11 protein-coding genes are annotated in these 12,332 nt (G+C 66.3%); 6 read left to right on the top strand and 5 right to left on the bottom strand.

Annotated features, from left to right (window positions below; translation table 11 throughout):
* Positions 1-117: 117 nt before the first annotated feature.
* From WS92_RS24905 to WS92_RS24925, 5 genes are all read right to left on the bottom strand, one after another.
* A complete protein-coding gene (locus WS92_RS24905) occupies positions 118-633 on the bottom strand; it encodes a hypothetical protein (RefSeq protein WP_059930847.1) in 516 nt (171 codons plus the stop codon).
* Between the two features lie 117 nt (positions 634-750).
* On the bottom strand, positions 751-1,575 hold the full coding sequence (locus WS92_RS24910; RefSeq protein ID WP_006025485.1) for an OmpW/AlkL family protein: 825 nt from the start codon (positions 1,573-1,575) through the stop codon (positions 751-753).
* A gap of 79 nt (positions 1,576-1,654) precedes the next feature.
* Entirely contained in the window at positions 1,655-2,908 is a 1,254-nt protein-coding gene (locus WS92_RS24915) for a DUF2957 domain-containing protein (RefSeq protein ID WP_059930849.1), read from the bottom strand.
* 58 nt (positions 2,909-2,966) lie between these two features.
* Positions 2,967-4,565, bottom strand: a complete 1,599-nt coding sequence (locus WS92_RS24920) for a DUF2957 domain-containing protein (RefSeq protein ID WP_059930851.1) — start codon at positions 4,563-4,565, stop codon at positions 2,967-2,969.
* Positions 4,566-5,298: 733 nt separating this feature from the next.
* Positions 5,299-5,745 (bottom strand): winged helix-turn-helix transcriptional regulator, encoded by a 447-nt coding sequence (locus WS92_RS24925; RefSeq protein WP_059930853.1) that lies wholly within the window; start codon positions 5,743-5,745, stop codon positions 5,299-5,301.
* A gap of 284 nt (positions 5,746-6,029) precedes the next feature.
* On the opposite strand from WS92_RS24925, the gene WS92_RS24930 reads away from it, so the two are divergent.
* The 6 genes from WS92_RS24930 (at position 6,030) to WS92_RS24960 (ending at position 12,256) form a co-directional block, all read left to right on the top strand.
* On the top strand, positions 6,030-7,265 hold the full coding sequence (locus WS92_RS24930; protein WP_082743614.1) for a MoaF-related domain-containing protein: 1,236 nt from the start codon (positions 6,030-6,032) through the stop codon (positions 7,263-7,265).
* A gap of 96 nt (positions 7,266-7,361) precedes the next feature.
* On the top strand, positions 7,362-7,949 hold the full coding sequence (locus WS92_RS24935) for a helix-turn-helix domain-containing protein (RefSeq protein WP_059930856.1): 588 nt from the start codon (positions 7,362-7,364) through the stop codon (positions 7,947-7,949).
* The gene (locus tag WS92_RS24940; protein ID WP_006025479.1) at positions 7,946-8,473 is read left to right on the top strand and encodes a GNAT family N-acetyltransferase; all 528 of its coding nucleotides are present in this window, start codon (positions 7,946-7,948) and stop codon (positions 8,471-8,473) included. Before WS92_RS24935 ends, WS92_RS24940 begins: the two co-directional genes overlap by 4 nt.
* Before the next feature lie 275 nt (positions 8,474-8,748).
* Positions 8,749-9,369, top strand: coding sequence for a LysE family translocator (locus WS92_RS24950; protein WP_059930858.1), 621 nt, complete (start codon positions 8,749-8,751; stop codon positions 9,367-9,369).
* Between the two features lie 172 nt (positions 9,370-9,541).
* Positions 9,542-10,684 (top strand): glycerophosphodiester phosphodiesterase, encoded by a 1,143-nt coding sequence (locus tag WS92_RS24955; RefSeq protein ID WP_059930860.1) that lies wholly within the window; start codon positions 9,542-9,544, stop codon positions 10,682-10,684.
* Positions 10,685-10,813: 129 nt separating this feature from the next.
* Complete coding sequence (locus WS92_RS24960; protein ID WP_059930862.1) at positions 10,814-12,256, top strand: DHA2 family efflux MFS transporter permease subunit; 1,443 nt, start codon at positions 10,814-10,816, stop codon at positions 12,254-12,256.
* The last annotated feature ends 76 nt before the right edge of the window (positions 12,257-12,332 follow it).

Consider the following 12,332-nt stretch of genomic DNA (forward strand, 5'->3'; position numbering starts at 1 on the left):
GCGACTTTCCCGTCACTCGTCGTCTTGCGAACGCGGCGGCTCCTGGCAGCCGCGTTCGCGCGATGCACGCGGGCGGCTCATGATCGACGAGCCGCCCTATGCCGAAACCGTGACGAATTACTGGACGTGGAACTTCGGCGACGTCACGACCGTCCCCGTGACCTTGCAGTCCGGCGCCAGCGCCGCATTGCTGAAGGTGAGCGACGAGTTCGTATCGCTCCACGCCGTCACGACCTTGCTCGGGCCGCACTGGCCGAGCAGCGACACGTTGACCTGCACGTTGTTGATCGTCAGTTGTGTTGCGCTGTCGGCCTGGCCCGTCCACGGATTCAGGCCGCTTGCGCTGCCCTTGATGAGGCTGCACAGGCTGTTGGTGCCGGTAAACGTCGTCGACGTGATGTTGACGATGCCTGCGGGCGTGATTGTGCCGTTGAACGTCGCGACACAGTTCGCGCTGATCGCCCCCTTCGACAGCATTGTTTCGTAGGGCGCCGACGTCGCCGAGAACGGCTCGCCGTTCGGGTTCATCGGCTGCCCGTCGGCGCGGGACACGGTGACGGCGAGTGCGGGCGTAGCTGCGGCCGCTGCGAATGCCAGCGCGACAACGAACGGAACAAATTTACGGTTACGCATGGGTCTGCCTCACTTGACGAATGGCGGCTTGCCGCCAGTGGCGTGACGTTGCGGCTGACGAACCTCGGTCCGCTCGGTCACAAGGAAGCCCGGGCGCCGGCGCCGCGCGCCCGCGGCTCAGAACTTGTAGGAAATCCCCACGAACGTGATGAGCGGATCGGCCTTCAGTTTCGTGCGCGTCGTTGCGAGCGTCGTGCCGTCGGCGGCCTTGATGACGAGCGACGAGTACGTCTTGAGCGGCATGTACGACAGCGTCGCCGTCAGCGCCCAGCTTTTCGCGAACGCGTAGCTCGCGCCGATGTTGTAGACCGGCGTGAACGACGACGAGGCCTTCCCCTCGACCGACGTCGGCCCCGGCTTGCCGGCGCCCGCGGCGAGCACGCTGCCGAGGTTGTCGTTGATGTCCTTGGCAAAATTTCCGTTGAGCTCGATGTTCGAGAACCAGCTATACGCGACGCCGATGCCGACGAACGGCCGGAACTTCGCGGTCGGCGAATTGAAGTAGTAGTTCAGGATGACCGTCGGGCTCCATTGCCGCGCATTCTTCACGGCGGGCTGATTCGCCGGATTGCCGAGATCGACGTTGCCGAGCGAGCCCGACGGACCGGGCGGCCTGATCACGCCGTGCCCCGTCAACGCGAATTCCGGCGGAATCCCGAGCACGGACGTCACCGCGATGTGATCGGTGAAGAAATACGTGAACGTGAGGCCCACCGTGTCCGCATTGTTGACCGTGAGACTCGTGCCCGGCGACGTGAACGAGCCGGGCAGCCGCAGCGGCCCGTTGATCGGCGAGTTCACGACGTTGGTGGTGAGGCCGTTGGTCGAATCCTGCGGCATCACGTGGAGCCAGCCGAGCGTCGCGACCAAGTCGCCCGCCTGCTGTGCGAAAGCGCCCGTCGATGCACCGGCAACGACGCACGCGGCAATCAGCTTCTTCATGAGGTCTCCTGATACTTCGATCGCGCGATGCGCGCCCGCGGGCCGCGCATCGCCGTGTGTCTCCTGTCTTGCGCGAGGCTTATTGCACGAACGCGCCCACCGTGAAGTACGGGTTGTTGACATCGCTCATGTCGAGAAAGCCGAATACGCCGCCCGTGAAGACAAACTTGCCGGTGGGCGGCCCCGACGCCGCACTGGTCTGGACTGTCGTCACGACGCCCGGCACGGCCTGCGTGTAGTCGAGATTGAGCGAGCGCGTGAGCGCGACCTGCGACGCATGGAACGGATCGAGCAGCGTCGCCTGCGCGCCGACGAGCGCGGTGGCGCGGTAATCGAGCAGGCTGTCGACGCCCGTGTACTCGCCGTCTTGCGAGCCCAATGCGAGCGTCTTCTGCGGGCTCAGGATCGAGATCCCCGATTCGTCGTCCGCGACGGGCGCGCCTTGCGTCAGATCGCCATTCGCCGCGCCGGTGCGAATGAAGACCGGCACCAGTTGATCGCGCAGCTTGCCGACGATCAGGATGCCCTTGCCCGCCTTCGAAGGATCGAGCGAAGCGAGCGTCGGCGGAATCTGCGGCTGATAGTTGAGCGACTGGAACACGGGCGCGTCGGCGCGCAGCGTCAGCTTCTGATTGACGATCGCGCTCGACGCGAGCGGCTGGCCGCCGTTCTTCTTGCCGAAGTTGTCGGTCTCGACGTACGTGCCGTCCGCATTGATCGTGACCTTCGCGTCGACGGCCGCCTGCGCGAAGTTCTGCGACGGCACCTGGTGATAGCCGAGCTGGTTGTAGTTGCCCGCGATCTTCGAAAGATCGGTCTCCTGATCGGAGAAGCTGATGAACGGATAGTACGGGAACGTCGTCTTCGGAATCTGCCCGACGCCGATCACGCCGCCGAATTGAATCGTCGCGCCGGGAATCGCGCCGCCCAGCACGCCCTCGCCGAGGAACACGCGCGCCGGGCGGTTCGGATCGAGGCTCGCGTTGTTCAGCCGGAACGTGCACTGGTTGAGCTTCTCGGTCGGCAGGCCCGTCTCGTCCGTCAGCGTTCCCGTCACGATGTTGTTCGGCGGCGTATCTCGGGTCGGCTGCACGGTGCCCGTCGTCGCCGGCACCGGCGACGCGAGATACGTGATCTGGAACGTCATCTTCGTCGTGTCGAGCTGCACGCGAACCAGCTCGCCCGAGCCGGAGCCGCCCGTAAACACGGTGTTGTAGTCGATCGTCTTCGGGCACAGCCGGACGACGGGCGCGGGCGGCGGATCGTCACCGCCGCCGCAGGCGCTCAGGACGGAAGCCAATACGGCGGCAGCCAGCGATTTTCTCCAATACATAGGAATCCTCGATATTTTGAAGTCCGCGGCGGCGCGCCGGCCGCCGCGAAGTCATGCGTTACTGAACGAAAGCGCCGACCGTGAAGAACGGGTTGTACTGGCTGTTGTTGACGACCATCCCGTAGACGTTGCCGACCTTGATGAGCCAGCCGTAATCTCCCTTCCTGAAGATCGCGACCGTGCCCGCGCTGCCTTGCGCGTCGAAGTCGCGCGTCGCCGTCACCTTGATCTTGCCGGGCGTCGTCTGTGTGTAGTCCACCGAGAACTGCGCGCTCACCGACGACGTCATCGGGTCCAGGAACGCGGCGGTCGCGCCCTGGAACAGCGTCGACGTATAGTTCGCCGCGAGCGTCGACACGGCCGAGCCATCCGTGCAATTGCCGGCGGACGGATAGAAGAAGCCGTCTCGATACGTGCCGGGCAATTCGGGATGAGGCACCGTGTTGTCGAACGCGGAACCGCTGTTGGCGGGGGCTGTCGAGGTGCCGCCGAAGCTCACGACGCCGCACGCGACCGCGCTCGTCGCGCCGATGTAGCCGCCTTGCAGCGAATTCGCCGCGACCGGCGTGGCGGGCGCGAGCACCGAGATGCCGATCTCCGCGTCCGCGACCGATCCGAGCGGATTGCCCGAGTCGACGTTCGCGTAGCCGACGCGAATGACGACGGGCACGAGCTGGCCATTGAGCCTGCCGACGATCATCACGCCCTGCGCCTGGCTCGGCGTCACGATCACGAGCGGTTGCCCTTGCCCGGCGGACGGATACGGCTGGTTCGGCTGCGGATGGCTCACGAACACGTTGTCGGACGTGCCGTCCGCGTTCTTGCGCAGCGTCCACGGGGTGCCCGTCGTGCGGCACGAATAGTCGCTGCCCGGCGTGATCGTGCACGAGCCGTCCGCGTTGAGCGTCTGCGTCCAGTTCACGACATCCGGCTGCCAGCCTTGCGGCGCCACCGTCTGGAACGACGTGCCCGTCGGCTGAAGATGCACGCCGACTTCGTTGTACACGCCCGCCACTTTCGTGAAGTCCGTTTCGGTGTCCGTAAAGCCGATGAACGGATAGAAATCGAACGTGCGCGACGGCACCGCGCCGATCGTGAACCCCGGGAACAGTTCGAGGCCCGGGAACGCGACCGTCGCGCCCGGAATCCCGCCGCCCACGACGCCCATGCCGACGAACAGCATCGGCGGATCGGCGCGGTTGATCGTCACCGAGTACGTGCCGTCGCTCGTCGCGCCGTTGTCGAGCACGAACGCACAGCGATTCTGCTCGGCGGTCGGCAGCCCGGTCGCGTTGTGGAACGTGCCGCTGATCGCGAGGCCGGTGCGCGTGTTGTTGATCTGCCCCGCCGACGTCGGCACCGACGATGCGACGAACTGCATCTGGTAAGTCTTCTTCGCCGTATCGAACTTGACCTTCACGTATTCGCCGCTACCCGAGCCGCCCGTGTACGTCGTCGAGTAATCGAGCGCGTCGGGACACAGCTTCGTCACCGTCGGCGGCGTCGTGCTCGGCCCGCTCGGCGGACACGAGCCTCCCGAGCACTGCCCGACCTGAATCGGGCCGGGATCGTCCCCGCCGCCGCAGCCGGCGACGAACGGCATCGCGGCAACCACACAGGACAGCACGGCTGCGCGAAGATTAGGAATGCAAAGCATCACCCCTCCTTTTTGATCGAATCCGGTCTCGTCCGGCGTAGCGTGATCACCCGCCGGCTGGTTGGTATTTCGGTGTCGCCGTCGGCGACGCGGCAATTCGCGACGCCTGGCCGCAAGCGCGAACAGTGCTGATCCGGCACGCGGAATTCAATGCGCGCGCCGATTCGCGGCGCGGCATGGCAATGCGGCGCCCTCAAGCGGAAAATTGAATGAAAATCGACGGCTAATTGGCGATGCGATTGCGCAGGAAAGCAATGCGTGCGACGACTTCCCGAACGGGAATTTGAAAATACAGCGGCTCCGCCGCCCCCTCGTATGTGCGTATCATCCTCAGTCTCCGTAAGTACGCTCGTAGTTATCGTGCTGCTTTATTTGCCATGACTATGATCCGATGAATCGGCCATGTAAACCGACACATGGTTCCAAACATTCGGGCCACGACAAACCTCGACCGTTCAATGCTCTCAACGTTTTTTCAAACATCGTACCAGATCATGTCAAATTCCGATCGAACAGCTTTCGCATCGCTTTCTCGTCAGCATGATGAATGACGCAGCGCACCAAGGCAACCCTTTCCGCACTTTTCTCTCGTTTCGCACGACAGAGGAAACAATGGCGATGATTCGATTCGTTTGAAAAGCGTCCGGCGGAAATGAAAATCACAGCGCCGCGATATTTATTTTTCTCGATTTTCCGCAACGCTGATGCCGATGCGCCGAACGCCTGCGATCGCTCAGGCGCTCGCGTGATCCTGCTGAGCGTCGTAGGCCGTGCGCGCATCGAGCACGGCGTCGATGTGCGTTTCCGCCCACACGATGATCGGCGAGATCGAGCGCGCGAGCGTGTGGCCGAGCGGCGTCAACGCATATTCGACAGACACCGGCACCGTCGCGTATACGGTGCGCGTGACGAGCCCATCTCGCTCGAGCCGCTTGAGCGTTTGCGACAGCACCTTCTGCGACAGGCCTTCGATATGCCGCAGCAGCGTGTTGAAGCGCAGCGGCTCGTGCGACAGCAGCGCGAGGATCAGGACGGTCCATTTATCCGCAATGCGATCGAGCACGAGCCGCGTCGGGCATTCCGACGCGTACACGTTGCCCTTGCTCGGCGCGTCGAGCAGCGAGGGTTTCCTCTCGGTAATCTGCTCACCATCGGGTGCGTTCTTTCGCATCGTTGCCATCCAGTCTATAGTTTCTTCCGGTAACTACCCGCGGCGTAGATACTAGCACCGTTTGCACGACGGCCCGTTTCCGCGCCGCAACGTATATCGACGCACGCTGCAAGGCTTTCGCGGTGATCGACGACATCATCGGTTTCGCGTCGATCCATCGATTCGTTTTACTAACTTTCTTACAGCGAGGTGAGCGCCCAGAAACCGTTCCGACGACACCGTCCTGCTTCGACGACGCTGCATCGCCTGCTCGCGTCGCCCATACGACACCAAGACTTCTCAGGGAATCCTTCATGTTCTTACGCTCTCTCGTGGCGCTCGCCGCCGCAGCCGCCCCGATGCTCGGCGCGATCTCCGCGCACGCGGCCGGCGCCGGCGCGCCGCTTCAGATCGACGTCTACAACCCCGGCGAAAAGAGCCTCTTTCCCGTCTCGTCCGAGATCGTCACGGGCAGGACCGGCACGATCCTCATCGACGCACAGTTCCAGCGCAACGACGCCGAAGCGCTCGTCAACAGGATCAAGGCGACCGGCAAGCCGCTCAAGCTCGTCTATGTCAGCCACAGCGATCCGGACTACTACTTCGGCCTCGACACGATCAAGGCCGCGTTCCCGGACGCGAAGATCGTCGCGACGCCGCAGACGGTCGCCGCGATCAAGGCGACCAAGGACGACAAGCTCGCGTACTGGGGGCCGATCCTGAAGGACAACGCGCCGCGCGCGCTCGTCGTGCCGCAGCCGCTTGGCGGCGACAGGCTCACGCTCGACGGCCACGAACTGCGCGTCGTCGGCCTCGGCGGTCCGTCGCCCGACCGCACCTTCGTGTCGATCCCGTCCGCGCATGCGGTCGTCGGCGGCATACCGGTCGCGGCGAACATCCATGTGTGGATTGCCGATACGCAGACGCCGGAGTCGCGCCGCAACTGGATCAGAACGCTCGACCGGATCGCGGCGCTGCGTCCGTTGCGCGTCGTGCCCGGCCACTACCTCGCGAATCCGGACGGCAGCGAGCCGTACACGCTCGCGTCCGTGAAGTTCACGCGCGACTACCTGGCCGCATTCGAAACAGAAGCCGCGAAGGCAAAAAATTCCGGAGAACTGATTGCCGCGATGAAGGCGCGCTATCCGAATCTCGCCGACGTGGCGTCGCTCGAAATGAGCGCGAAGGTCATCAAGGGCGAGATGCAGTGGCCCGTCGGCGTCGGCGCGGCGTCCGCGTTCCCCGCCGCGGGCAAGAAGGCGCTCGTGCAGTTCGGCGACATCGGCTTTCGCCTCGACTTCAAGGACGACCACACGATGACGTTCGTCGGCACGTCCGGCCAGTACCAGGGCGCAACCGACACAGTCGAATACGAGGCGACGCAGATCCGACCGCAAGTGTTCATGGTCCATTGGCACGAGCCGAAGAGCGGCGACAACGTCGTGCACGTCGAAGATTTCGAGAACGGCGTCGTCTACACGAACATCGCGCACCGCAACGGCGAGTTCCAGCATCTGAAGGGAACGATTCGCATCGAGGACGCGAAGTAAGCCAGCGTCAGCGCATCGAACCACCGCACAGGCCTCGTGTTCGTCTTCCCGACCATAGTCTAGTATTCTGGATTTTATTCCAATATACTGGAGCGCATGGATGTCAACCAACTGATCGCGCGCCGTGTGCGCGCCCTTCGGGATCTTCGCGGCTACTCGCTCGACGCGCTCGCCGAGCGCAGCAAGGTGAGCCGCTCGAACATCTCGCTCATCGAACGCGCGCAGAGCAGCCCGACGGCCGTCGTGCTCGAGCGGCTCGCGAACGCGCTCGGCGTGTCGCTCGCGTCGCTGTTCGAGGACGATCGCGCCGCGCACGCCGCGTCGCCGCTCAGTCGCGCGGCCGAGCAGCCGGTCTGGAAAGATCCGGCGTCGGGCTACGTGCGTCGCAGCCTGTCGCCCGCGGCGCCCTCGCCGCTGCAACTCGTCGAAGTGAGGTTTCCGCCGGGCGAGCGCGTCGCGTACGACAGCGGCGAGCGCAACGCCGACTTCCATCAGCAGATCTGGATGCTCGAGGGCGAGATGGACATCGCGAGCGGCGACGAGACGTGGCATGTCGCGGCCGGCGACTGTCTCGCGATGCGTCTCGATCGCCCGGCCATCTTTTTCAATCCGGGCCGCAAGGCCGCGCGCTACATCGTCGCGCTCGCCGCGGCGAACGCCGTCCGTACCGGGAGAATCGATTGAGCGATGCAATCGACGTGCGATGCATCGGCCCGAACGAAGCGGCCGCATGCGTCGACGCGCTGTCCGACGTGCTGATCGATTGCGTCGACGGTGGCGCGTCGGTGAGCTTCATGGCGCCGCTCGCGCGAGACAAGGCGCGCGCGTTCTGGCGCGACGTCGCCAATGGCGTCGCGCGCGGCGAGCGCACGCTGTTCGTCGCCGAACACGCCGACGGCCGCATCGTCGGCACCGTCCAGATGATCACGCGCCTGCCCGAAAACCAGCCGCATCGCGCCGACGTCGCGAAGATGCTCGTGCATCGCGACGCGCGGCGGCGCGGCGTCGCGCAGCGGCTGCTTGCCGCGCTCGACGACGCCGCGCGCGCGGCCGGCAAGACCGTCCTCGTGCTCGACACCGTGACGGGCGGCGACGCCGAGCGGCTCTACGAACGCGCGGGATGGCAGCGCGTCGGCGTCGTGCCGGATTACGCGCTGATGCCCGACGGCGCGCCGTGTGCGACGACGTTCTTCTACAAGAAGATCTGAGCGACGGCTCGCGCCTTCTTCGTGCCTTCTTGTGCGCGCTTCTTCGCGCCGCACGCGCCCCCGCCGCCATCTTTCGATTGCCCGACACCGCGGCCGTGCTTTAAGCTCATCCGGACGGCCGTTTCGTCTGCGGATTGCGCCGCGCGCCATGCATGCCGCGTGACGCCTGTCCGTTTCCGCAAACGTCCGCGCGCCGCCGGAACGCGCGTCGGCCGCTTCGGCCCGGCGCGCATGGGCGACGGCCGGCCCCGCGTTTACTCGACGAGCGATTCCCCATGACGGTCAACCCCACTCTCGCCTTCATCGCGACGTGCGTCGGCTTCGGCTTCATTCCGGGCCCGGCGCTGCTGCAAACCGTCTCGCTGACGTTGCAGCACGGCCGTCGCGCGGGCGTGCTCTCGGCGCTCGGCATCCATCTCGGCGCGCTCTTCCAGATTTGCGCGGTCGCGATCGGCGCGGTCGTCGTGCTCGACACGTCGCCGTGGCTCTATCACGCGCTGCGCATTGCGGGCAGCGGCTATCTGATCTGGCTCGGCATCCAGCGTATCCGCACGCGCGCCGCCGCCGGCGACGACGGCGCGCCGTCCGCCGCGCCGAAGAACGTGATCTCGTCGAGCGCGCTCATCGAGGCGTCGAATCCGAAATCGGCGCTGTTCTATCTGTCGTTCCTGTTGCAGTTCGTCGACCCGTCCGCTTCGCTCAACGTCGGCTGGCAGCTCTTCCTGCTCGGCGCGGGCGCGAACCTGCTGTTCTCGCTCGCCGATCTGACCTGCATCGCGCTCGCGCATCCGCTGCGCAAGCGCGCGGCGCCGGGCGGCGCGGCGATGACGGTCGGGCGCTATCTCGCGGGCGCGCTCTTCATCGCGCTCGGCATCGTCGCGATCGTCGAGCGCTGACGCACGGCCGGCGACGGGCTTGCGGCACCCGACACGACGCCGTCAGCGCGGCGTACAAAAATAGACAGCAATAAGTAATACATATGTAATCATCCGCTGCGACGATCGCATTCCGTCCGCGCCGACGCCCCCCTTTTTCCCTGGCTCGTTTTCGTTTCACAGGATCGACGACATGTTCTTCAAGCGCTCGTTCGCTTTCTCCCCGGTCGCGCTCGCGCTCGCGTGCGCGGCTGCGCTCGCGCTCGCTGCCTGCGGCGGCGACGACCCCGACTACACGCAGCCGATCTCCGCGAAGGTGCAGGTGGTCGGCCATCGCGGCGCGAGCGCGCTGCGCCCCGAGCATACGCTCGCGTCCTACCGCAAGGCGATCGAGGACGGCGCGGACGTGATCGAGCCGGACCTCGTCGCAACGCGCGACGGCGTGCTCGTCGCGCGCCACGAGAACGAGATCTCGGGCACGACGAACGTGTCGGCGCTGCCGCAGTTCGCGAGCCGCAAGACGACGAAGACGATCGACGGCGCGCAGCTCACCGGCTGGTTCACCGAGGACTTCACGCTCGCCGAGCTGAAGACGCTGCGCGCGCGCGAGCGCATCCCGCAGATCCGCCCGGCGAACACCACGTACGACGATCAGTTCGAGATCCCGACGTTCGACGAGATCGTCGCGCTCGCGAAGCAGATGTCCGCGCAGGTCGGCCGCACGATCTACCTCTATCCGGAGACGAAGCACCCGACCTACTTCCAGTCGCTCGGCCTGCCGCTCGAGGACCGCCTCGTCGACGCGCTGCGCAAGAACCCGTACACCGCGCGCGACGCGACTGTCTACATCCAGTCGTTCGAAGTCGCGAACCTGAAGGCGATTCGTGCGCGGATCGGCGCGAGCCAGCCGAACTGGAAACTCGTGCAACTGATGGACGAGCCGAAGCAGCGGCCGTACGACTTCGTGAAAGCGGGCGACGCGCGCACCTACGGCGACCTGTCGACGCAAAGCGGGATGCGCGAGATCGCGACGTATGCGAACGGCGTCGGGCCGTACAAGACGTCGATCATCCCGGTCGGCCCGGACGGCGCGCTGCAGCAGCCGACGCATTACGTGCGCTTCGCGCACGAGGCGGGGCTCGTCGTGCATCCGTATACGTTCCGGCCGGAGAACAACTTCCTGCCGGCGTCGGTGAAGGACGGCGGCGCGCCGGGCGCGCGCAACACGGCGGGATCGGTGCGCGAGATCCAGGCGTATCTGCGCGCGGGCATCGACGGTTTCTTCACCGACGATCCCGCGGTCGGCCGCACCGCCGTCGACACGTTCCGGCGGTAAGCGCCGCGCCGCATGCGGGCCGCGCGCCGCCGCGGCCCGCGCACGAACGAGGCGCCTGTCAGCAACCGGCAGGAAGACGGCTCACGACACGCTTACAATGCTGCCTCCCACCCTTCGGAGGCATTCCCGATGACCCACGGCCTGCACGGCCCGAAGCGCTGGTATGCGCTCGTCGTTCTCTGTCTCGGCGTGCTGATGATCGTGCTCGACTCGACGATCGTCAACGTCGCGCTGCCATCGATCGGCGCGGATCTGCACTTCACCGAAACCGCGCTCGTCTGGATCGTGAACGCCTACATGCTGACATTCGGCGGCTGCCTGCTGCTAGGCGGCCGGCTCGGCGACCTGTACGGCCAGCGCCGGATGTTCCTCGCCGGTCTCACGCTCTTCACGCTCGCGTCGCTCGCCTGCGGGCTCGCGCAGACGCAGTTCGTGCTGATCGCCGCGCGCGCGGTGCAGGGGCTCGGCGGCGCGGTCGTGTCGGCCGTCGCGCTGTCGCTCATCATGAATCTCTTCACCGAGCCGGGCGAGCGCGCGAAGGCGATGGGCGTCTACAGCTTCGTCTGCGCGGGCGGCGGCAGCCTCGGCGTGCTGCTCGGCGGCGTCCTCACGAGCATGCTCAGTTGGCACTGGATCTTCCTCGTCAATCTGCCGATCGGCGTCGCCGCCTATGCGCTGTCCGCCGCGCTGCTGCCGAAGGTGCGCGCGCAGGCGGCCGACGCGCGGCTCGACGTCGCGGGCGCGATCGTCGTGACCGCTTCGCTGATGCTCGCCGTCTACGGCATCGTCAACGGCAATGAAGCCGGCTGGCTGTCGACGCAGACGGTCGCGACGCTCGCGGGCGCGGCCGCGCTGCTCGCCGCGTTCATCGCGATCGAGACGCGCGTCGCGCATCCGCTGATGCCGCTCGCGCTCGCCACGCAGCGCAACGTCGCGGTTGCGAACACGATCGGCGTGCTGTGGGCAGCCGCGATGTTCGCATGGTTCTTCCTCTCCGCGCTCTACATGCAGCGCGTGCTCGGCTACGGCCCGCTCCAGGTCGGCCTCGCGTTTCTGCCCACGAACCTGATCATGGCCGCGTTCTCGCTCGGCCTGTCCGCGAAGATCGTGATGCGCTTCGGCATCCGCCGCGCGATCGGCGCCGGCCTCGTCGTCGCGGCCGTCGGCCTGGCCCTCTTCGCGCGCGCGCCCGCCGACGGCGGCTTCGCCGCGCACGTGCTGCCGGGCATGATGCTCGTCGGCGTCGGCGCGGGCGTCGCGTTCAATCCGGTGCTGCTCGCCGCGATGAGCGACGTCGCGCCTAGCGATTCGGGGCTCGCGTCGGGCATCGTCAACACGTCGTTCATGATGGGCGGCGCGCTCGGCCTCGCGGTGCTCGCGAGCGTCGCGTCCGCGCGCACCGACGCGCTCGTCGCCGCGCACGCGGCGCTGCCCGTCGCGCTCAACGGCGGCTATCACGCCGCGTTCGCATGCGGCGCGGCGTTCGCCGCGCTGGCCGCCAGCTTCGCGTTCGCGCTGCGCATCCGCGCGCAGTCGGACGCCGCGGCCGAACTGCAAGGCGCTGTTCACTAAACGGGGAAAAGCGCCGCCGCCCGCCGCATCCGCGGCGCTCGCCCCGATCTTTTTGCACTTTCCCGCATCGATCTGC

Source organism: Burkholderia sp. MSMB1588, assembly GCF_001546925.1.
In the GTDB taxonomy this organism is placed as follows: domain Bacteria; phylum Pseudomonadota; class Gammaproteobacteria; order Burkholderiales; family Burkholderiaceae; genus Burkholderia; species Burkholderia humptydooensis.

What these genes read in the sequence shown, in the direction of transcription:
- WS92_RS24905 (WP_059930847.1), bottom strand. Translation starts at nt 633, where the DNA reads ATGCGTAACCGTAAATTTGTTCCGTTCGTTGTCGCGCTGGCATTCGCA.
- WS92_RS24910 (WP_006025485.1), bottom strand. Translation starts at nt 1,575, where the DNA reads ATGAAGAAGCTGATTGCCGCGTGCGTCGTTGCCGGTGCATCGACGGGC.
- WS92_RS24915 (WP_059930849.1), bottom strand. Translation starts at nt 2,908, where the DNA reads ATGTATTGGAGAAAATCGCTGGCTGCCGCCGTATTGGCTTCCGTCCTG.
- WS92_RS24920 (WP_059930851.1), bottom strand. Translation starts at nt 4,565, where the DNA reads ATGCTTTGCATTCCTAATCTTCGCGCAGCCGTGCTGTCCTGTGTGGTT.
- WS92_RS24925 (WP_059930853.1), bottom strand. Translation starts at nt 5,745, where the DNA reads ATGGCAACGATGCGAAAGAACGCACCCGATGGTGAGCAGATTACCGAG.
- WS92_RS24930 (WP_082743614.1), top strand. Translation starts at nt 6,030, where the DNA reads ATGTTCTTACGCTCTCTCGTGGCGCTCGCCGCCGCAGCCGCCCCGATG.
- WS92_RS24935 (WP_059930856.1), top strand. Translation starts at nt 7,362, where the DNA reads ATGGATGTCAACCAACTGATCGCGCGCCGTGTGCGCGCCCTTCGGGAT.
- WS92_RS24950 (WP_059930858.1), top strand. Translation starts at nt 8,749, where the DNA reads ATGACGGTCAACCCCACTCTCGCCTTCATCGCGACGTGCGTCGGCTTC.
- WS92_RS24955 (WP_059930860.1), top strand. Translation starts at nt 9,542, where the DNA reads ATGTTCTTCAAGCGCTCGTTCGCTTTCTCCCCGGTCGCGCTCGCGCTC.
- WS92_RS24960 (WP_059930862.1), top strand. Translation starts at nt 10,814, where the DNA reads ATGACCCACGGCCTGCACGGCCCGAAGCGCTGGTATGCGCTCGTCGTT.